The organism is Nocardia sp. NPDC050378 (genome assembly GCF_040655675.1).
GTDB classification, from domain to species: Bacteria; Actinomycetota; Actinomycetes; order Mycobacteriales; family Mycobacteriaceae; genus Nocardia; species Nocardia coubleae.
Genome location: NZ_JBFAKI010000001.1, coordinates 735304 through 755425 on the forward strand (window position 1 = coordinate 735304; position 20122 = coordinate 755425).

Genomic DNA, 20122 nt, shown 5'->3' on the forward strand with positions numbered 1-20122 from the left:
GCCGATAGCGTTGCGAAACGTAGGATCGCAGGTCACGGATAACGATGGGGAGGTGTGTCCATGCTCTGGGAGCAGCATTGCTGTCTGCCGTTGTTGCCGACGGCGCGGGTCGCGGATCTGGCGCGCTACCCGCTCGGGTCGTATCTGTCGGTGAATGTCGGGTACTCGGGGGAGACCAAGGCCGACTCGCTCGCCCTGCTGCGGTTGTTCCGTGAGCAGGCCACCGACGACCCGCGGTTCCGGCTGGTCGACCGCGTGAGTGATATCGGTGCGCCCGAAGTGATTTCACTGGCCTTCGACCTGGAGGATTCCGCGCCGCTCGACGGCGACCTCGACAACGTCGCGGTGTTCTACGAACTCGGCGTGCGCTCGCTGCTGCCCACCTACAACCACGCCAACGCGGCAGGTTGCGGCTGCCTCGACACGGTCGACACCGGGCTCACCGCGTACGGAAAAGACCTGGTGCGCAAGCTCAACGAGGTCGGTATGTTCGTCGACGGCTCGCACTGCTCCCGCCGCACCGGCCTCGATCTCGCCACCCACACCGCCGCCCCGATGATCTACTCCCACTCCAATTTCGCTGCCCTGTGGGCGCATCCGCGCAATATCACCGACGAACAGGCCCGCGCCTGTGCCGCGACGGGCGGGGTGATCGGCATCAACGGTGTCGGCATCTTCCTCGGTGAGAACGCCCCCGATGCGCGAGCCGAGCGCCTCGCCGCCATGGCCGACCACATCCGCTACGGCGTCGACCTGGTCGGCATCGACCACATCGGCATCGGCTCCGACTACTCCTTCGACGGCGACCAGTTCAACGCCGAGATCCAGGAGAACCCCGCCGCCTTCTCGGCGGACTACACCGCCTGGGGCCCGTTGCAGTGGACCCCACCCGAGGATCTCCTCGGCGAAACCCCTGGTATCCCGAGCCTCGACGACCTCCTCGACGACCGCGGCTTCACCCCCACCGAACGCGCCGCCCTCTTCCACGGCAATTTCACCCGCGTCGCCACCCAGGTCTGGCGCTGACCTGGACAGGCACCGGTAAGCGGATGTCAGGCCCGGAGAAGCCGCGTGCCGGTTGTCGGGCGTGGGGCGAGAGGATTTCGCACCGATGAGTTCTGTGCGTACGGCGCGTCTATATCGATGACAACCGTTTCGCCAGGAGGCGCGAGCATGGGCAAAGTATTCACGCATATGACGATGTCGCTGGACGGGTTCGTCGCCGATCCCGACGACGGGATCGGCGAACTGTTCGAGTGGTACGAGGGCGGTGAGGTGAGCGTGCCGAGCGCGACCTCGGACCGGTCACTCCAGGTCGACGAGGCAGGCGCCCAGGTCCTGCACGAGTGGATCGACAACACCGGCGCGCTGGTGGCGGGCCGCCATCTGTTCGACATGACCGACGGTTGGGGCGACAAGCACCCGATGGGTGTCCCCGTTGTCGTCGTCACGCACCACGCACCCGAGAACGCTGCCGAGCGTTGGCCGAACACCACATTCGTCGGCGACGTGACCACCGCGATCACCGAGGCCAAGCGGATCGCGGGCGACAAGAACGTCACCATCGCCAGCACGACCATCATCCAGCAGGCCCTCGACCTCGGTCTGGTCGACGAGGTGTGCGTCAGCCTCGTCCCGGTCCTGTTCGGCGAAGGTGTCTCCTACTTCGGCGAACTCGCGAACGGCCATCTGCTGCTCGACGACCCGGTCGTCGTCCCGGGCCGCCGCGCCACCCACCTGAGCTACCGGGTGCGCCGCTGAACGACGCCACTACCGGCCTTGGCACGAAAGACGGGGTAGGTGTATCGGCTAGTTGTGGCCTGCCGAACGCTCGAGCGCGACCCACAACCACGTCCGCCTAGGCCATGCGGAGTCCGTGGTCAGTCCTTGGAGTGTCGACCGCCGCCAGTGACGGGCGGCTCACCGGCTTCACGAAAGGTCAAGCGTGGCGGCTTGTAGATGCGGGATACATACGCGTAGCGCATATCTCGTCCGCCCGGACGGGACACGACTCCATACTTGGCCGGATCACCGGCGAACCAGATCTCGCGAGTGGCGTGGTTGACCAGTTTTCCCCGGTCCCACGCCCACGTGCTGAGCAGGAGTGTGCTCACCGTTTCGCCGTGCGGGCCGAGCAGATCCACCCACTCGTAGCGAGTACCGGACAGGTACCGAATCCGCCACACAGTCCACGGCTGCCGCAGGGCCTTGCGGCGGCGTCGATTGATCCACACGAAGCACCCACCGAACATCGTCCCGATGACGAAGTACTGCGAGACCAAGATCGCCCAGTCACTATCTTTGCCGATCAATACGACGGTCAGCGGCCCGGAGGCCAGCGCGGTGAGCAGCAACGGCCACCGAATCCACCAGTTGTGACGCAACGCACGCCTGGTCGGTGGAAACTTCCGAGCCGACCCAGGCGGCGGTGGAACGTCCATCGCGGGTGGCCGGTTCACAGGTCGAGACTCGGAGTCGTCGAGGAGGCTACGAATTCGAGGCTCGCCGCGGTGATCGCGGCGGCGTCGTTCAGGCCGGTGGTGCCGATAGCGCCGTCGCCTGCGCTTTCCAAGGCCTTCATCGCATCACCGAGTACCTGTTCGGAGTTCTTCAGTGACCGCACCGTGCTCGCGAGCACGTCGATATCCACCTGGAAGTATCCGGCCATTTCCCCTCCCCGTCCGATGTCTCGCAGCACGATATAGCCGGTCCGGAAGCCCGGCAAACCTCCAGCCCGGCACCTGTCTCCGCTCGCCCGTCCTTGTGTGAGGCGCCCGGCCTGCAACCATGCCGACGCCGCGGGGTGTGGCTGCTCGACGCCGTCGATGCCGGGCGCACCGCCTACGGAAAAGGCTTGGTGCGCAAGCAGGCTTCACGCCTTCCGAACGCGCCGCCCTCTTCAGCGGCAACTTCGCCCGCGTCGCCACCCAGGTCTGGCGCTGACCTGGGCACACGATCACCACGCTCTGGTGGCGGCATCTTCCGAGTACTCTCCGCCAGCAGAGCGTGGTGATCTTGGTCTTCAGGCGAGACGGACGAGCATCTTGCCGATGTTGGCGCCGGTGAGGACGCCGAGGAGCGCGGCGGGGGCTTGCTCGAGGCCCTCGTAGGTGGTTTCCGCGGTGCGCAGGGTGCCGTCGGCGAGCCAGGCGGCGGCCTTCGGGATGTATTCGGCGAAGAGCGGGAGGTAGCTGGTCACCAGCATGCCGCGCAGGGAGATTTCCTTGGTCGCGGCGAGGTAGAGGTCGGGGGTTGTCCGGTCGGTCGCGCCGTTGTAGCCGCTGATGGCGCCGACCAGGGCGATGCGGCCGTGCTGGTTGAGCGCCTCGATCGCCATCTTCAGGTGTTCACCACCCACGCTGTCGAGGTACACGTCGATGCCGTCCGGTGCGGCTTCGGCGAGCTGGGCGGCGAGGTCACCGGCCCGGTAGTCGATCGCCGCGTCGAAACCGAACTCCTCGAGCACCTTTCGCGTCTTGGCCGGTCCACCCGCCGAACCGATCACTCGTTTCGCACCGAGGGCCTTGGCGATCTGGCCCGCCACGCTGCCGACCGCACCCGCGGCCGCCGAGATGAACACCGTGTCGCCCGGCTCCACCTTCGCCACCTCGGTCAGGGCAGCGTAGGCAGTGAGGCCGGTGGTGCCGAGAGCGCCCAGGAAGTGCTGTGGGGCAGCCAGTTCGGGGTCGATGGGAGTGGCCGATGCCGCATCGACGACGGAGTGTTCGCGCCAGCCGGCGAAGTGCGTCACCGTGGTGCCGACCGCGATATCCGCCGACTTCGACGCGATCACCGCACCGATCGCCGAACCTTCCAGTGCCGCACCGATTTCGAACGGCGCGATATAGGACGGCTTGTCGTCCATCCGCCCGCGCATGTACGGGTCGACCGACATCCAGGTGTTGCGCAGCAGGATCTGGCCGTCGGCGAGTTCGGGCAGTTCCCGCTCCACGAGGGCGAAATCGGTGGCGACCGGTGCACCGTTCGGGCGAGCGGCGAGGTGGATTTCGCGGGTCTGTGTCGGAATGGTCATGATCTAGCCTTCTTTCGAGGTCAGCCGGTGTTTTCCGACCGGTGCAGACCACGTTATGGCGGCCCGGTCGTCGTTCCCAGGTCCGCACACGCCACCACCCGGTCCTCACGCGCCAAGACCCGACAGACCGCGTGGCCCGGAAGCTCGCGGCGGTGGTGGCGCTCATGCGCCGGGAGAAAGTACACGGTCTGGCCGGTCTTCTGCTCGCCGCCGAGCTCGGGAAGGGCTTGCGGCCAGGGGCGTCAGCCCACGACGGTGGGCGGAGTTCCGGTCCAGCGGTGGAAGGCCTTGCGGAGGGCGCGGTCGTCGGTGAAAGCCAGGTGGCGGGCGATAGATGATTTCGTGAGACCTTGCGAAAGCAGGGTTTTCGCGCGCTCGTAGCGGAGGCGGTCCAGTTCCTCGCGCCAAGTGGTGCCCTGGTCGGCGAGGTGGCGTTGCAGGGAGCGTTCGCTCATGGCCAGGGCCTTCGCGACCCGGGCGAGGGTGGGATCGGCGGCGTCGAGGGCGGACGCGAGAGCGATGCGGAACGCGTCGAGGGGGTCGGCGACGGTGCGCGCGGACGCCAGGACGAGGTCGGCGTGGCTGCGCATCAGGTCGGCGAGCATCGGGTCGGCGCGGGGGAGCGGGGCGTTGGCATCGTCGGCGCGGAACGTGATCGAGTCGGCGTCGGCACCGAATTCGATGGCGTGCGTGCCGAATACGTCGATCAGGGGGCGGTGGTCCGGTGGCGCCGAATGACCGAAGGTCACCTTCGCCGGGACCAGCGGCCGGCCGGTCGCCTCGCGGGCGCGGCGCAGGTAGTACGCCAGCACGTATTCGTTGACGGTCGACGCGACCGTCGGGTCGCCGGCCGACGTGCGGTAGCCGATGGTGAGATCGGCCTCGCCGGACAGGTCGAAACCTTCGGCAGCGGCGGTGACGAGGCGGTGGTACGGCTGGGCGGCACGCAACGAATCCGCCAGTGTCGCACCGGTTGTCACCAGATAGTCCCAGGTGTTCAAGGTGCCGAGCGGTGCGGCCTCGGCGACCGCGACGCCCGCGCCTGGGCGCGCGATCAACTCCCACAGCCTGAGAAGCGAACCCATCGGCAGCCGGTTCAGCTCACCCCGCAGCACCACGTCGTCGGTGCCGGGTACGCGCGCCAGCTGTTCCTCGGCCACTCCGAGCCGCCGCGCCGACTGAACCAGCAGGCGCATCAGGTGGACCGAAACGGTGCCGTCGACCCGGCTGCCGATCCCCGCGTCCGCATCGCCCGGGACACCCTCGCGCAGATCCACGGCTGGCGCGTGGGCAGCGCGCCCGGCTCCGCTGCCAGGCGTGCCCGCCGCCCTCGCGCTCCGGGCCGGACCTGCCGCTCGGCTCCATGATCCCGCGCCGCTCACCCCGCCGACAGTACCGTTCGGTCCGCCTCGATCGAGGTCGGGCGAGCGCATCTCACCGAAGTGGGGGACGGGTGGGTGAACTCCCCGAAACAGAGTTAGGCTCGGTGACGTGACTTCCCACTACGATGTCGTCGTTCTCGGCGCTGGTCCCGGCGGATATGTCGCCGCGATCCGTGCCGCTCAACTCGGCCTGCGAACAGCGATTGTCGAGCAGAAATACTGGGGTGGCGTGTGCCTGAACGTGGGCTGCATCCCGTCCAAGGCACTGCTGCGCAACGCCGAACTGGCCCACATTTTCCACAAGGAAGCCAAGACCTTCGGCATCTCCGGTGAGGTCAGCTTCGACTTCGGCGCCGCCTTCGACCGCAGCCGCAAGGTGGCCGACGGGCGCGTCAAGGGCGTGCACTTCCTGATGAAGAAGAACAAGATCGACGAGTTCGACGGTCTCGGCACCTTCACCGGCCCGAACTCGCTCGACGTCGCCCTCACCAAGGGCGGCAACGAGACGATCTCGTTCGACAACGTCATCATCGCCACCGGCACCACCACCAAGCTGCTGCCCGGCACCCAGTTGTCGGAGAACGTGGTCACCTACGAGGAGCAGATCCTCACCCGCGACCTGCCGGGTTCGATCCTCATCGTCGGCGCGGGCGCCATCGGCATGGAGTTCGCCTACGTCCTGAAGAACTACGGCGTCGACGTGCGGATCGTCGAATTCCTCGACCGGGCCCTGCCCAACGAGGACGTCGACGTCTCCAAGGAGATCACCAAGCAGTACAAGAAGCTCGGCATCACCATCACCACCGGTGCGGCCGTGCAGTCGATCGATGACGACGGGTCCAAGGTCACCGTCCAGATCAAGGACAACAAGTCCGGCAACGTCGAGACCGTCACCGTCGACAAGGTGCTGCAGGCCGTCGGCTTCGCACCGCGCGTGGAGGGCTACGGCCTCGAGACCACCGGCGTCGAGCTCACCGATCGCGGCGCCATCGCGATCGACGACTACATGCGCACCAACGTGGGGCACATCTACGCCATCGGTGACGTCACCGCCAAGCTGCAGCTGGCTCACGTGGCCGAGGCTCAGGGTGTGGTCGCGGCCGAGACCATCGGCGGCGCCGAGACGATGCCGCTGGGCGACTACCGGATGATGCCGCGCGCCACCTTCTGCCAGCCGCAGGTCGCCAGCTTCGGCCTCACCGAGCAGCAGGCCCGCGACGAAGGCTACGACGTGAAGGTGGCGACCTTCCCGTTCACCGCCAACGGCAAGGCGCACGGCCTGGCCGATCCGACCGGCTTCGTGAAGCTGATCGCCGACAACACGCACGGCGAACTCATCGGCGGCCACCTCATCGGCCCCGATGTCTCCGAGCTGCTGCCGGAGCTCACGCTGGCCCAGAAGTGGGACCTCACGGTCAACGAGCTGGCCCGCAACGTACACACCCACCCCACGCTCAGTGAGGCATTGCAGGAAGCGATCCACGGCCTCGCCGGCCACATGATCAACTTCTGAGTAGCAGATCCCGAGGGGCGGTTCGCACTGCGGCCGCCCCTCGCTCATGCCCGGAACTACCGGGTTTCTATTTCTTTTCGGCCAAATCGCGGAGTTTGATTTGGTGAATCCCCTTTTGTGGTCGATGATGCGTTAGCACCTCTGGTGGTTGTTCCAAGCTCGTGTTCGACATGTTCGTGTTCCATGAGATGGTCCCCTCGCCCGATCGACTCGCGGGTGGCGGGCACGGTTGAGAGGCAACTGAGAACCCATGAGCAAGCGCATTCTCGGATGGATGGCACGTGTGGCGGCTCTTGTCGCGGCGGCTGGATCGGTTGCCGTGGCGCCCGCAGCGGCGGAACCTCTTTTCCCTGGTGGACCCGATATTCCGGGCGTCCCCTCCGTGATTCCGACGGCGTCGCCCTGCCCGGTGGTCGAGGCGAGGGCGTGTATGCGGCTGTCGACGAACGAGGCATGGCTGGTCGACAACGGGCGGGTGGTCTTCGGGCCGACACCGATCTCGCACGGAATGGCGGGATTCGAAACTCCGCCCGCGGTGACCCGCATTTCCTTCAAGCGGGAATTCCACTGGAGCACCATGCACGACGCACCGATGCGGTGGGCGACATTCTTCAACGGCGACATGGCATTCCACGTCGGCCCGGTCACCTCCAAGTCGCATGGCTGCGTCCGAATGACCGAAGACGGCGCCCACCGATTCTTCGACTACCTGAACCCCGGCGACATCACCCAGGTAATCCCGTAACCGCCTCTCCGGGACTTCAGGCCAGACTCGGGTACGTGGGGACTGCGGACGCGGCAAGCTTTTGGATGTGGTCGCGTCCGCCCGTCCCCGGCGAGTTACCCATGTTCTCGCCTTGGGTCGTCGGCGCGAGATATCTGCGGTATACACCACTATGCGCAAATGGTTGACGGGTGCGGCCGCGGTGCTTGTGGTCGTGGTCGCGGTGGTGGCGGGGCTTTATGTGCTGATGAATTCGCGCACTTACCAGCTCACCGGCGAACTCGTGAACCGCGTCGAAACCCAGGACAAGGTCGTCGCGCTCACCTTCGACGACGGACCGACCGAACGCACGCCGGAAATCCTGCGCACGCTGGCCGAATTGCAGGTGCCCGCCACGTTCTATCTCGTCGGTGACGATCTCGCCGCGCATCCCGAATTCGGGCAGGCGATCGCGGCGGCGGGGCACGAAATCGGCAATCACACCTACACGCATCGCCGCATGGTGCTGGTTTCGGGCGACACCGTGCGTGAGGAGATCGAACGCACCGACGCCGAGATCCGCCGCACCAGCTACCAGGGCCCGATCACCTTCCGCCCGCCCTACGGCAAGAAGCTCTACGGCCTGCCGAAATACCTCGCCGACCACGACCGCACCACGGTGACCTGGGATGTCGAACCCGATTCCGCGGGCGGCGTGGATCGTGACACCGTGCTCGCCACGACCCTCGAACAGACCCGGCCCGGTTCCATCGTGCTGCTGCACGTCATGCACGGCACCGAATCGGCGGCCGCCCTGCCGGGCATCGTCACCGGCTTGCGCGCACAGGGATACCGGTTCGCCACCGTCTCCGAACTGCTGGCGAAGAACTAGCCGTTGCCGCGGTAACCGGAGCGCGCCGCCCGTACCGTGTCGATATTGGTCTCGAGGACCTCGATCAGCGCGTGCAGCCGGTCGGCCACCTGCGCGCCCAGTTCGGTGAGGGTGTATTCCACGCGCGGCGGAATGGCCTCGAGGACTTCGCGATGCACCATGCCGTCGCGCTCGAGGGCCTGCAGGGTCTGCGACAGCATGCGCTCGCTCACCCCGTCGACCCGCCTGCGTAGCGCGCTGAACCGGAACGGGCCCTCCCGCAGCGCCACCAGGGCGAGCACACCCCACCGGCTCGCGACGTTCTGCAGCACCGACCTGGACGCGCAGTCGCGCGCGAAGACGTCGGCCTCCAGCGTCTGATCGGCGTCGAGGTGCTGCTCACTCATACCGGTGATCTTACCCTCCTTGACGACAGCGCCTACTGAATGCATAGTGCTTACTAATAGTTAGTACGTGTCGATCAGTTCGGAGGAAGTCATGACTGTTGCGGTGGCCGGAGCGAGTGGACAGCTGGGCAGGCTCGTCGTCGAGGCGTTGGTGGCGGCGGGGGAGCGGCCGGTGGCGATCGTGCGGGATCCGTCGAAGGTGGCCGATCTCGATGTCGAAGTACGCCGGGCGTCCTATGACGACGCGGTAGCGCTGGATGCCGCGCTGGTCGGTGTCGACCGATTGCTGCTCATCTCGGGCAACGAATTCGGCGCGCGGGTCGCCCAGCACACCACCGTGATTCGAGCGGCCGAACGCGCGGGCGTCGAGCTGCTGGCCTACACGAGCATCCCGCGGGCCGAGGTGAACCCGATGATCCTGGCCGCCGAACATCGCGGCACCGAAGAGGTGCTCGCGGGCGCGTCGGTGCCGACGGTGCTGCTGCGCAACAGCTGGTACTGGGAGAACTACAGCCAGGCCGCGGCCCTCGCCGCGCAGACCGGCGTGCTGCACGGCGCGATGGCCGAGGGTCGCGTCTCGGGTGCGGCCCGGGCCGACTACGCCGAGGCCGCCGCCCGCGTCCTCACCGGCGACGGGCACGCGGGCCGCGTCTACGAACTGGGTGGCGACGATGCCCTGTCCGGCCCGGACCTGGCTGCCGCGATCGGCGCCGCCACCGGCACGACGGTGCGCTACGAGAATCTGCCGACCAGCGAATACGCCGCCACTCTCGCTGCCGCGGGCGTGGACGAGCAGTTCGCCACGGTGCTCGCCGACTCGGACGCGGGCATCGCCCAGGGCTTCCTCGAGGTCCGCACCGGCGACCTCACGAAACTCCTCGGCCGCCCGGCCACCCCGGCTGCATCGGTCTTCGCGCCCGCCTGAGAACGGCCCCGGCGTCCGAGGCTTCCGTCGGCGCCCGGTGACGACTTCGGTTCGCACCGCTACAGTGCGGAGCGTGGCTCATGAAACTTCCCGTCGACGCGCGCACACCTACCTGAGCGGTTTGTTGTTCGTGGTCGGTGTCCTGCATTTCGTCGCGCCGAAGCTGTTCGACGGCATCGTTCCCAAGCAGTTGCCCGGCGAACCCCGGGCCTATACCTACGGCTCCGGGGTCGCCGAGCTCGGGGTGGCGACGGCGCTGGCGGTGCCGAGGACCAGGCGTTTCGGCGGCTGGCTCGCCGCCGGCTTGTTCGTCGCCGTCTTCCCCGCCAATGTGCAGATGACCGTCGACGTGCTTGGCAATCCCAAGTCCTCGCCCGCTTTCAAGGCCGGGGTGATCGCGCGGTTGCCGCTGCAGATTCCGCTGATCGTGGCCGCGTTGCGGGTCGCGCGCCGCTGATCACACCCACTGCACGAGCTGGATGACCACCCCGTTGGGGTCGGTCATCTGGAAGTAGCGCTCGCCCCATTCCTCGGTTTCGATGGGCGTCTCGATCGGGACGCCCGCGCCGCGCAATCGCTCGTATTCGCTGTCGATGTCGTCGACCACGAACACGACGAGCACACCCTCGCCCGCGCTGCCCGCGATGCGCGCCGGCTTGAACGACTTCAGGCCGGTGCGCAGGTAGATGACGTCCATGCCCGCGTCGGGCCGCCCGACGCTGACGAACCCGTCGGCGGCCATGTTCTCGGTGAAACCGAGGTGGTCGACGAGGAACTGGGCCGACGCCTGCGGGTCGTCCACATTGAGCGAGACGGCGGAAGCGGTGATCTGCATGGGCTCTCCTCGATGACGTTACTCCGTACTTTGTACGCTTTTAGTTTGCGAAGAATGACCACGAACCGCTCTATGAGCTGGATCACACCGTGAAGGTGTCGCGTTCGATCCGCAGCGTGGTGATGGTCGACGCCAGGCCCTCGTACTGGTTGACGAGCAACACGATCTCGATCAGCAACCGCTCGTCGTAGTGCGCGGCCAGCTTCGCCCACGCCGCGTCGTCGATATCGCGGGTGGTCACCAGCCGGTCGGTCGCGGTGAGCAGCGCCCGCTGACGCGGCGTCCACCCCTCCGCCTCGGGACCCGCCGCCACCCGGTCCACCTCGACGGCCGTGAGCCCGGCCTTGCGTCCGAGCCTGCGATGGTGGTCGGCCTCGTAACCGCAGTCGCGCAGATGCGCCACCCGCAGAATCACCAATTCGGCCTCCGCGCGCGGCAATCGCCCACCGGGCATGAGCTTGCCGGAGAAATGCAGCCAACCCCGGAACAGCCCACGCGTGCGACCGAGTGTGCTGAAGAGGTGGGCGTCCGCCGTGCCCGCCGCGCGAGAAAGTACCTGCCAGACAACCCAGTTGATCGGTCCGAGTTCACCCAACCGGCCGGGGGAAATGCGTGGTAGGGGCGTTGCGGCCATCGTCGTCCACCTCGTCTTATCGCTCGGTTCCGTCGGAATCGACAGCGTACTCGGCGGTACGCGCGCACGGTGGCGAGTCGGTTTTTCTTTGGTTTCCAGTGGTTTTCGCAACAGTTGCGCGTCATGATTTGGGTACCGCAGCGCGCAGCGGCGGTGAGGTCGCAGCAGTGGTAGGGGAACATCGCAATGCTGGTTCGGATCAGGCCGGGCGCGGAACTCACCGGCGCCGAGCGGGAGTTCGTCGAATGCCTGAGCGCCTATCCGAGCCCGGGGCTTGCCCTGATCGACCCGCAGGTGGGGGATCGGCGCCTCGACGCGGTGGTGGTGACGCCACGGGGGATCACGGTGCTCGACGTGTTGGGATTCCGGCGACGGCAGAGCGGGTTGCTCGCCAGGTCGAACACGGGGGCGTGGACGATCAGTGACAGTCCGCTGGAGTTGGAGGCCGGACCGTCGAGCGGGCTGACCGACCGGCTCGAACACGGTGTGCACGCGGTGCGGGTGGCGCTGGAGCACGCACTGCAGGAGAGCAGGCATGTGTGCGGCGCGGTGGTGCTCGTGCCGTACCGGGGTGTGGTGGTTCGACCGGCGCGCACCGCCTTACGTCCAGGCCTCGACGTGCTGGTCGCCAACACCGTCGACGCGCACGAACTGCGCGTCTACTTGGAGAACTTCTCGGTCGGCCCGCGCGAATGGACCGTCGAGAGGGTCCTCAACACCTGCGCCGCCCTCGGCCTGGCCGCCCTCGCCCCCACCCGTGCCGAGCTCACCGACGACGGCTTCCCGGACAAACGCCCCGATCCGGCGCCGCGCGCCCCACGCCCCCGTCGTGTCGAACCGCCCGCCCCGCCGACCGAACCGGCCAAGGAGGGCAAACTGGCAGGTTTGATTGTGTTCGGACTGGCTGTGCTCGGCATGCTGATCGTGCTGGTGATGGTGATCCTCGCCCTGCTCACCGACTCACCGTCCCCACGAACGGTCTCCGACATCACCGAGTCGACCACTCCCGCCCCGGTCACCGTCACTCATCGTCCCGCCCACTGCTGGCCGTTCCAGTCCGACTGTTGACTCCCGTCCGACACCGCTGCACCATCGTGGCTCGGGCCGAGCTATGACATACCGGGCTGGCGTCGATACCGCGACGCAACCGTCAATCACGCATAATCTCGCCGAGTTTCGTGAAGGCGATAGCCTGCTCGGCCCGGGCCCGCACATGCACGCAGGATGCGGTGATGTGGGTGACGAGGCTGTGCATGGCGCGCTCGCGGCGCCCGGCCAGCACGTGCTCGGCGATGGCGATGTGTTCAGTGGTCATCGCCGCGACTCGGTCGGTGGTCGGCACGTCCATCGTGCGCACCGGGCGAACCCGGATGTTGACCGCACTCAGAGCTTCGGCGAGGGCCGAATTACCCGCTGCCCGAAGCAGTTCGGTGTGGAACCGCTCATCGGCCGCGATCAGCTCGGGGCCCGGACGGGGCGGTGTGTCCCTGAATTCTCGCCAGCGCGTGAGTTCCGCGCGAACGGCGGCCAGGTCGTGTCCGGCCGGGGCCTGCGCCGAACCGAGCATCGACCGTTGAAACCCGCGTGTTTCCAGCACCATTCGCAACTCGAACAACTCGTCGAGTTCGGCCGGCCGTGGCCGGTACAGGTACAGCCCCTCCGGATGACGCTGCACCAGCCCGTCGGCCTGCAGCCGGGCCAGCGCCTCGCGCACCGGAGTGCGCGAGACGCCGTAGCGACGGGCCAGCCGTTCGGCGCGCAACCGTTCGGCCGGTGCGAGCCGACCGGTCGCCAGGTCGTCGCGCAGCGATTCGTACACGCGCTCGGCCAGCGAAACCCGCCCACCCCTGCCCATGACTCGGCCTGCGTTCAGATCGCCATCGCCGCGCGCACAGCCGATTCCGTGCCCGCCCCGCCCGGCCCGGTGGAACCGACGTGCCCCGAGTGCAGCACGTAGTACTGCTGGGCGGCCTGCAACGCGAAACCGATGTGTTGCTCCACCAGCAGCACGCTCAACCCACCGCGCCGCGTCAATTCGATGATCGTCCGCTCGATCTCGGCGACGACCGAGGGCTGGATGCCCTCGGTCGGTTCGTCGAGGATGAGCAGTTTCGGTTCGGTGATGAGGGCACGGGCGATGGCGAGTTGCTGTCGCTGACCACCCGAGAGCAGCCCCGCCTTGCGGGTGAGCAACTCGCGCAGGGCGGGGAACAGGTCGAGCGATTCGTCGATCAGTGCCTTGCCGCGCTTGCGACCGTCGGCCACCACCTGCAGGTTCTCGGCTGTGGACAGCTGGGGAAAACTCTGCTGGCCCTGCGGAACATAGGCGATGCCCCGTTTCACCCGCTGCGACGGCGAGAGCTTGCTGATCTTCTCGCCGTCGAAGGTGATGGTGCCCGACTTGGTCGGCAGCAGCCCGACGGCGGTGCGCAGCAGGGTGGTCTTGCCCGCGCCGTTGTGGCCCATGATGGCGACCACGCTGTCGTCGGGGACGGTCAGGCTCACGCCGTGGACCACTTCGGTGCGCCCGTATCCCGAACGGACCTCGTCTAGTTCAAGCATCGGCGGCTTCCTTGTCTGTGGTCGCCATGGCCGCGGTGCCGAGGTAGACCTCCTGCACCCGCGGGTCGGCCTGGACCTGTTCCACGCTGCCCTCGCTGAGCACCTTGCCGCCCGCGAGCACCGTCACCGAGGTGGCGAAGGACCGCATGAAGTCCATGTCGTGCTCCACGACCAGGACCACGCGGTCACCACCGATGCGGCGCAACAGGTTTCCGGTCTCCTCGCGTTCCTCCGCGCTCATGCCCGCGACGGGTTCGTCGAGCAGCAGCACCGAGGCGTTCTGCACGAGCAGCATGCCGATCTCGAGCCACTGCTTCTGCCCGTGTGCCAGCACACCGGCGGGCTTGTCGCGCAGCGCGGTGAGACCCGTTGTCTCCAAAGCCTCTTCGATGGCGGGCAGCACGGATCTGCGCGCCCGCAGCAGCGACAGCGGCGAGCGGCCCGCGCCCGCCGCGATGTCGAGGTTCTGCAGCACTGTGAGCTGCTCGAACACGCTCGCCGTCTGGAAAGTTCGCCCGACGCCGAGCCGGGCGATCTGGTGCACCTTCTTGCCGAGCAGTTCGATACCCGACTTCTGCGCCGACCCGGTGGCCGGGACCAAGCCGGTGATGGCGTCGATCAGCGTCGTCTTGCCCGCACCGTTGGGACCGATGAGGAACCGCAGGTCGCCCTGCAGCACCGTCAAATCCACGTCGGTGACCGCCTTGAAACCGTCGAAACTTACCGACAGACCACGGATTTCGAGGTAGTCGCTGTTCATGCCCGCATTGCCGCCGGGCTTGGGTTCGTGTGAAGTCATCGGGCCAGCACCTTCTCCTCGGTGACCACAGGGGGTGTTTCCGGTTTGCGGCTCTCGCGCCAGCCCTTGACCATCGGCCACAGTCCGGCCAGACCGGCGGGGATGAACCCGACGACCACGATGAACAGGACGCCCTGCAGGTAGGTCCAGCCCGACGGGAACGACTCCGACAGCGAGGTCTGCGCCCAGGCGACACCGATCGCGCCGAGTACCGGACCGAGCAGGGTGGTGCGGCCACCGATGGCGACCCCGATCAGGAACGCGATCGACGGGACAACACCGATATCGGCGGGCGAGATGATGCCGACGATCGGCGTGAACAGCGCGCCGGCGATACCGGCGAGGAACGCCGCGACCACGTACGCGACGATCTTGATATTCGCGGGGTCGTACCCGAGGAAACGCACCCGCTCCTCGGCGTCGCGGACCGCGATCAGCAGCTCGCCGTAGCGGCTGCGGTTGAGCTGACGGATCAGCGCCACCACCACGAGCAGCGTGCCCGCCGCGATGAAGAACAGCATCTGCCGGTTGGCCGGGTCCGAGAGGCGGAACCCGAAGAACGCCCGGAAGTCCGACAGCCCGGTGAAGCCGCCGATGGCCTGCTGACCGGTGAGCAGAATCGCCAGCGCCGCCGCGAGCGCCTGGCTCAGAATGGCGAAGTACGCACCGCGCACCCGCCGCTTGAACACGCCGTACCCGAGCACGGCCGCGACCAGTGCGGGCAGCACGAGGATGGCCAGGATCGCGACCGACGCGGATTCGAACGGCTGCCAGAAGCCCGGCAGTTCGCTGATGCCGGAGATCTCCATGAACTCCGGCACCTCGTTGCCCAGGCGCGCGGCGTCGGCGAGCTGCATGTGCATGGCCATGATGTAGGCGCCGATGCCGAAGAACACACCCTGCCCGAGGGTGAGCATTCCGCCACGGCCCCAAGCCAAGCCGATGCCCGCCGCCACGATCGCGAAGCAGAGGAATTTGGCGAGCAGGTTCAGCCGGAAGTCGCTCAGCACCGCCGGGGCGACGGCGAACAGGATTATCGCCGCGACCGCGAACCCGGCCAGTGGACTGAGCCGGGAATAGGCGCGTAGGCGTTCAGTCAGTGCGTTCATGCCAGGCTCCTCGTCCGCACGGTGAACAGACCCTGCGGGCGGACCTGCAGGAAGATGACGATCAGCACGAACACGATCACCTTCGCGATCGACGCGGTGGTGGAGTATTCGATGAAGGAGTTGAGCAGCCCGAGCGCGAACGCCGCGATCACCGTGCCCTTGATCTGGCCGAGCCCACCGATCACGACCACGAGGAAGGCGTCGATCAGATAGCTCTGCCCGATGGTCGGGCTGGTCGAACCGATGAGCGTGAGCGCGACACCGGCCACACCCGCCAGGCCCGAGCCGATGAAGAACGTGCTGATGTCGGTGAATCTGCTCGATATGCCGCTGGTTTCGGCGAGACCACGGTTCTGTACCACCGCACGGATGCGGCGGCCCATCGGTGTCGTCTTGAGGACGGCGGCCAGCGCGGTCACCGCGACGATCGCGAGCACGAGGATGAAGATGCGCGTCTTGGGCACCACCGCACCGGCGATAGTGATTCCGCCACTGAGCCATTCGGGCACCAGCACGTTCTTGGCCGGCGCGCCGAAGATGTCACGCGCGGCCTGCTGCAGCACCAGGCCGACACCGAAGGTGACCAGCAGGGTGTCGAGCGGGCGGTCGTACATGTAGCGGATGAGCCCCATCTCCAGGACGGCACCGAGCAGGCCACCGATCAGGAAACCGGCGAGCAACGAGACGGCCAGCGACACACCGGCCGAGGAGAAGACCTGCTGCACAACATAAGTGGTGTAGCAACCGGCCATGATGAACTCGCCGTGCGCCATATTGATGACGCCCATCTGACCGAAGGTCAGCGACAAACCGAGCGCGGCGAGCAGAAGAATGGATCCCAGGCTCAACCCTGTGAAGAGCTGGCCGATCAGCACGTCCATGGTGGTGGACTCCTAGCGAAAGCGATGTGGGACGCGCGCGCGGCGCGTCCCACACCTGTCGGCTGTTACTTGAGGCCCTTGGCCCACTCGTAGGACTTCAGGTACGGGTCGGGCGTGATCGCCTTGCCGGAGTCCCACACCGTGTAGATCAGGCCGTCGGGGCGGATCTCACCGATGCGGGCGACCTTGGTGACGTGGTGGTTGGAGCCGTCGATGGTGACGGTGCCCTCCGGCGCCTCGAAGCTCACGCCGTCGGCCGCGGCCTGGATGTCGGCCACCGCGAACGACTTCGCCTTCTCCACCGTGTTCTTCCACAGGAACACCGAGGCGTACGCGGCTTCCATCGGATCGGAGGTGGGCTTGTCGGCGCCGAAGGCGGCCTTGTAGTCGGCGACGAACTTCTTGTTCGCCGGGGAATCGACGGTCTGGTAGTAGTTCCAGGCGGTCAGCTGGCCGGCGAGGCGATCCGCGCCGATACCCACGACCTCTTCCTCGGCGATCGACACCGAGACCACCGGCATCTCGGCGGCCTTCAGGCCCGCGTTGGAGTACTCACGGAAGAACGCCACGTTGGAGTCGCCGTTGAGGGTGTTGAACACCGCGCCCGCCTTGGCGGTGCGCACCTTGTTGACGATGGTGGAGAAGTCGGTGGAGCCGAGCGGGGTGTAGTCCTCGCCCTTGATCTCGATGCCGTTGGCGGCGGCGTAGGCCTTGATCTCGCGGTTGGCGGTCTGCGGGAAGACGTAGTCAGAACCCACCAGGTAGAGGGAGGTGATGCCCTTCTGCTTCAGGTAGTCCAGGGCCGGGACGATCTGCTGATTGGTGGTTGCGCCGGTGTAGAAGATGTTCTTGGAATCTTCCAGACCCTCGTACTGCACGGGGTAGTAGAGCAGCGAGTTCAGGCTCTCGAACTTGGGCTTCATGGCCTTGCGGCTCGACGAGGTCCAGCCGCCGAACACCGCGGCGACACAGTCGGAACTGATGAGCTTCTCGGCCTTCTCGGCGAAGGTCTTCGGGTCGGAGGCGCCGTCCTCGGGAACGATCTCGATCTTCTTGCCGAGCACCCCGCCCGCCGCGTTGATCTGGTCGACCGCCAGCTTGGTCGAATTGGCAACGGTGACTTCGGAAATCGCCATCGTGCCCGAGAGCGAGTGCAGCGAACCGACCTTGATGGTGTCTTTGGTTGTGTCGACGCAGGACGCCGCGGTGGAACCGGTCGAGGCGTCGTCGCGGGCGCCGCAGCCGGTGAGCAACAGGCCGGCCAGGGCTGCCGCCGTGGGGACGGCCAGTGCCCTGAGCACACGGGAATCAGACATGGGGCGTTCTCCTCATCAGGTGTAACGGCGGCGCACGCGCGCCACAACGAACACACCGCTGCCTGGCTGTACACCGGGTTGTATACAGCGGCGGTATTCGTGTGCGGAACAGTAGATGGAACATGTTGCAGCGGAATATCTCCCGATCACGTGCCCGTTTCGTCTGTTTCGTCCGTGTGAATTGTTCGGCGGGGAGCTACGGCGTGGCTACGGTTGCGTAGCCACGCGCCCGTGCGGCACGCTGACGATTCGTACGACGTCGAACAGCCGGAATCTCGCGGCGCTCGGGCCGCGGGGTGGTCAGTCGAGGAGGAGCCCAGTGGGGCACTACAAGGCCAACGTGCGTGACATCGAATTCAATCTCTTCGAGGTACTCGGGCTCGACAAGCTCCTCGACACCGGTGCCTACGGCGACCTGGACTCCGACACGGTGCGCCACATCCTCGACGAGGTGCGCAGGCTGGCCGAGGGCCCGATCGCGGAGACCTTCGCCGAGGCCGACCGCAACCCGGTGACCTACAACCCCGACACCTTCGACATCACCGTGCCCGAGCCGCTGCGTAAGACCGTGGCCGCCGTGCACGAGGCGCAGTGGTACCGGCTCGGCATGCCCGAGGGCATGGACGGCACGCCCGCGCCCAACGTGCTGCTGTGGGCCATCAACGAGCTCATCATCTGTGCCAACCCCTCGGCCAGCTTCTTCAACATGGGCCCGCTCATGGGCTCGGTGCTCTACGAGATCGGCACCGAGGAGCAGAAGCGCTGGGCGCGTGGGGGTTTCGAGCGCGGCTGGCAGGGCACGATGGTGCTCACCGAGCCCGACGCGGGCTCCGATGTCGGCGCCGGGCGGACCAAGGCCATCCCACAGCCCGACGGGTCGTGGCACATCGAAGGGGTGAAGCGGTTCATCTCCGGTGGCGATGTGGGCGAGGCGGCCGAGAACATCTTCCACCTGGTGCTGGCCAGGCCCGAAGGCGCGGGGCCGGGCACCAAGGGCCTGTCGCTGTTCTATGTGCCGAAGTTCCTCTTCGACCCCGACACCATGGAGATCGGCGACCGCAACGGTGTGTACGTCACCGGGCTCGAGCACAAGATGGGCATCAAATCCTCGCCCACCTGCGAACTCACCTTCGGTGCCACCGGAGTGCCCGCCAAGGGTTGGCTGGTGGGTGAGGTGCACAACGGGATCGCGCAGATGTTCAAGGTGATCGAGAACGCGCGCATGACGGTCGGGGTGAAGTCGTCGGGCACGTTGTCGACCGGGTACCTGAACGCGCTCGAATACGCCAAGACGCGGGTGCAGGGCGCGGATCTCACACAGATGACCGACAAGACGGCACCGCGCGTGACCATCACCCACCATCCCGATGTGCGCCGGTCGCTGGCTATGCAGAAGGCGTACGCGGAGGGGCTGCGGGCGGTGTACCTCTACACGGCCGCGCATCAGAATGTGGATGTGGCGCAGCTGGTTTCGGGTGCCGACCCGGAGATGGCGCACCGCATCGACGATCTGCTGCTGCCGATCGTCAAGGGTGTCGGCTCCGAGCGGGCGTATCAGTTGCTCACCGAATCGCTGCAGACCTTCGGCGGGTCCGGGTATCTGCAGGACTACCCCATCGAGCAGTACATCCGCGACGCCAAGATCGACTCCCTCTACGAGGGCACCACCGCCATCCAGGCCCAGGACTTCTTCTTCCGCAAGATCATTCGCGACGGCGGCGCCGCGATGGGCCACCTCAACGCCCAGATCACCGCGTTCCTGGCCAACGATTCCGGCCGCTTCGCCACCGAACGCGCCCTGCTGCGCACCGCCCAGTCCGACGTTGCCGCCATGGCCGCCACCCTCACCGGCTACGCCATGGCAGGACAACAAGACCCCGCCGAGCTCTACAAGGTCGGCCTGGGCTCGGTCCGCTTCCTGATGGCCGTCGGCGATCTGCTCATCGGCTGGCGCCTGCTCGCCCAGGCCGAAATCGCCGCCGCCGCCCTCACCGGCGAATCCTCCGCCAAGGACCGCCCCTTCTACCAGGGCAAAGTAGCCGTGGCCTCCTTCTTCGCCAAGAACGTCCTCCCCGAACTCACCGCAACCCGCTCCGTCCTGGCCGCCCTCGACACCGACATCATGGCCATCCCGGAAGAGGCCTTCTGAGCG

Annotated in this window: 22 protein-coding genes; 9 read left to right on the plus strand and 13 right to left on the minus strand. The window is 66.9% G+C overall.

Features of this window, described 5'->3' with window-relative positions; translation table 11 throughout:
* The first annotated feature begins 60 nt into the window (after window positions 1-60).
* Together AB0I35_RS03455 and AB0I35_RS03460 are read left to right on the plus strand one after the other, a co-directional pair.
* The gene (locus AB0I35_RS03455) at window positions 61-1026 is read left to right on the plus strand and encodes a membrane dipeptidase (protein WP_357393961.1); all 966 of its coding nucleotides are present in this window, start codon (window positions 61-63) and stop codon (window positions 1024-1026) included.
* Window positions 1027-1173: 147 nt separating this feature from the next.
* Complete coding sequence (locus AB0I35_RS03460; RefSeq protein ID WP_357393962.1) at window positions 1174-1761, plus strand: dihydrofolate reductase family protein; 588 nt, start codon at window positions 1174-1176, stop codon at window positions 1759-1761.
* Between the two features lie 119 nt (window positions 1762-1880).
* Here the strand turns inward: AB0I35_RS03460 and AB0I35_RS03465 are convergent, their stop codons facing one another.
* The 4 genes from AB0I35_RS03465 to AB0I35_RS03480 form a co-directional block, all read right to left on the minus strand.
* On the minus strand, window positions 1881-2384 hold the full coding sequence (locus tag AB0I35_RS03465; RefSeq protein WP_357393964.1) for a hypothetical protein: 504 nt from the start codon (window positions 2382-2384) through the stop codon (window positions 1881-1883).
* Between the two features lie 71 nt (window positions 2385-2455).
* On the minus strand, window positions 2456-2668 hold the full coding sequence (locus AB0I35_RS03470) for a hypothetical protein (protein WP_357393966.1): 213 nt from the start codon (window positions 2666-2668) through the stop codon (window positions 2456-2458).
* Between the two features lie 354 nt (window positions 2669-3022).
* Window positions 3023-4033 carry an NADP-dependent oxidoreductase gene (locus AB0I35_RS03475; protein ID WP_357393968.1) on the minus strand — a complete coding sequence of 337 codons (1011 nt, stop codon included), beginning with the start codon at window positions 4031-4033 and terminating at the stop codon, window positions 3023-3025.
* Between the two features lie 242 nt (window positions 4034-4275).
* Window positions 4276-5310, minus strand: a complete 1035-nt coding sequence (locus tag AB0I35_RS03480; RefSeq protein WP_357393970.1) for an AraC family transcriptional regulator ligand-binding domain-containing protein — start codon at window positions 5308-5310, stop codon at window positions 4276-4278.
* Window positions 5311-5524: 214 nt separating this feature from the next.
* Between AB0I35_RS03480 and lpdA the strand changes: the two genes are divergently transcribed.
* The 3 genes from lpdA to AB0I35_RS03495 all read left to right on the plus strand — a co-directional run bounded on the left by lpdA (window position 5525) and on the right by AB0I35_RS03495 (window position 8523).
* Window positions 5525-6928 carry a dihydrolipoyl dehydrogenase gene (lpdA, locus tag AB0I35_RS03485; protein ID WP_357393971.1) on the plus strand — a complete coding sequence of 468 codons (1404 nt, stop codon included), beginning with the start codon at window positions 5525-5527 and terminating at the stop codon, window positions 6926-6928.
* Window positions 6929-7358: 430 nt separating this feature from the next.
* A complete protein-coding gene (locus tag AB0I35_RS03490; RefSeq protein WP_225278427.1) occupies window positions 7359-7673 on the plus strand; it encodes a L,D-transpeptidase in 315 nt (104 codons plus the stop codon).
* 151 nt (window positions 7674-7824) lie between these two features.
* Window positions 7825-8523 carry a polysaccharide deacetylase family protein gene (locus AB0I35_RS03495; protein ID WP_357393973.1) on the plus strand — a complete coding sequence of 233 codons (699 nt, stop codon included), beginning with the start codon at window positions 7825-7827 and terminating at the stop codon, window positions 8521-8523.
* On the opposite strand, the gene AB0I35_RS03500 is transcribed toward AB0I35_RS03495, so the two are convergent.
* Window positions 8520-8909 (minus strand): helix-turn-helix domain-containing protein, encoded by a 390-nt coding sequence (locus AB0I35_RS03500; protein ID WP_357393975.1) that lies wholly within the window; start codon window positions 8907-8909, stop codon window positions 8520-8522. The genes AB0I35_RS03495 and AB0I35_RS03500 overlap by 4 nt on opposite strands.
* Before the next feature lie 91 nt (window positions 8910-9000).
* On the opposite strand from AB0I35_RS03500, the gene AB0I35_RS03505 reads away from it, so the two are divergent.
* Together AB0I35_RS03505 and AB0I35_RS03510 are read left to right on the plus strand one after the other, a co-directional pair.
* Window positions 9001-9834 (plus strand): NmrA family NAD(P)-binding protein, encoded by an 834-nt coding sequence (locus AB0I35_RS03505; protein WP_357393977.1) that lies wholly within the window; start codon window positions 9001-9003, stop codon window positions 9832-9834.
* A gap of 73 nt (window positions 9835-9907) precedes the next feature.
* Window positions 9908-10291: a hypothetical protein gene (locus AB0I35_RS03510; protein WP_357393979.1), complete on the plus strand. Its 384-nt coding sequence runs from the start codon at window positions 9908-9910 to the stop codon at window positions 10289-10291.
* On the opposite strand, the gene AB0I35_RS03515 is transcribed toward AB0I35_RS03510, so the two are convergent.
* The gene (locus AB0I35_RS03515; protein WP_067484693.1) at window positions 10292-10669 is read right to left on the minus strand and encodes a VOC family protein; all 378 of its coding nucleotides are present in this window, start codon (window positions 10667-10669) and stop codon (window positions 10292-10294) included.
* Between the two features lie 82 nt (window positions 10670-10751).
* Complete coding sequence (locus tag AB0I35_RS03520; RefSeq protein WP_357393980.1) at window positions 10752-11303, minus strand: carboxymuconolactone decarboxylase family protein; 552 nt, start codon at window positions 11301-11303, stop codon at window positions 10752-10754.
* A gap of 186 nt (window positions 11304-11489) precedes the next feature.
* Here AB0I35_RS03520 and AB0I35_RS03525 point away from each other — a divergent pair, with 186 nt between their 5' ends.
* Window positions 11490-12371, plus strand: a complete 882-nt coding sequence (locus AB0I35_RS03525; protein ID WP_357393982.1) for an NERD domain-containing protein — start codon at window positions 11490-11492, stop codon at window positions 12369-12371.
* Window positions 12372-12453: 82 nt separating this feature from the next.
* On the opposite strand, the gene AB0I35_RS03530 is transcribed toward AB0I35_RS03525, so the two are convergent.
* The 6 genes from AB0I35_RS03530 to urtA all read right to left on the minus strand — a co-directional run bounded on the left by AB0I35_RS03530 (window position 12454) and on the right by urtA (window position 17970).
* The gene (locus AB0I35_RS03530) at window positions 12454-13158 is read right to left on the minus strand and encodes a GntR family transcriptional regulator (protein ID WP_357393984.1); all 705 of its coding nucleotides are present in this window, start codon (window positions 13156-13158) and stop codon (window positions 12454-12456) included.
* 14 nt (window positions 13159-13172) lie between these two features.
* On the minus strand, window positions 13173-13865 hold the full coding sequence (gene urtE / locus AB0I35_RS03535; protein WP_357393986.1) for an urea ABC transporter ATP-binding subunit UrtE: 693 nt from the start codon (window positions 13863-13865) through the stop codon (window positions 13173-13175).
* On the minus strand, window positions 13858-14664 hold the full coding sequence (gene urtD / locus AB0I35_RS03540; protein ID WP_357393987.1) for an urea ABC transporter ATP-binding protein UrtD: 807 nt from the start codon (window positions 14662-14664) through the stop codon (window positions 13858-13860). The genes urtE and urtD overlap by 8 nt, the downstream gene beginning before the upstream one ends.
* Entirely contained in the window at window positions 14661-15773 is a 1113-nt protein-coding gene (gene urtC / locus AB0I35_RS03545) for an urea ABC transporter permease subunit UrtC (RefSeq protein WP_357393989.1), read from the minus strand. Before urtC ends, urtD begins: the two co-directional genes overlap by 4 nt.
* Window positions 15770-16654, minus strand: coding sequence for an urea ABC transporter permease subunit UrtB (gene urtB, locus AB0I35_RS03550; protein ID WP_067484718.1), 885 nt, complete (start codon window positions 16652-16654; stop codon window positions 15770-15772). The genes urtC and urtB overlap by 4 nt, the downstream gene beginning before the upstream one ends.
* A gap of 65 nt (window positions 16655-16719) precedes the next feature.
* Window positions 16720-17970 (minus strand): urea ABC transporter substrate-binding protein, encoded by a 1251-nt coding sequence (gene urtA / locus AB0I35_RS03555; protein ID WP_357393991.1) that lies wholly within the window; start codon window positions 17968-17970, stop codon window positions 16720-16722.
* A 319-nt stretch (window positions 17971-18289) separates the two neighbouring features.
* On the opposite strand from urtA, the gene AB0I35_RS03560 reads away from it, so the two are divergent.
* Entirely contained in the window at window positions 18290-20119 is a 1830-nt protein-coding gene (locus AB0I35_RS03560; RefSeq protein WP_357150261.1) for an acyl-CoA dehydrogenase, read from the plus strand.
* Window positions 20120-20122 lie beyond the last annotated feature (3 nt).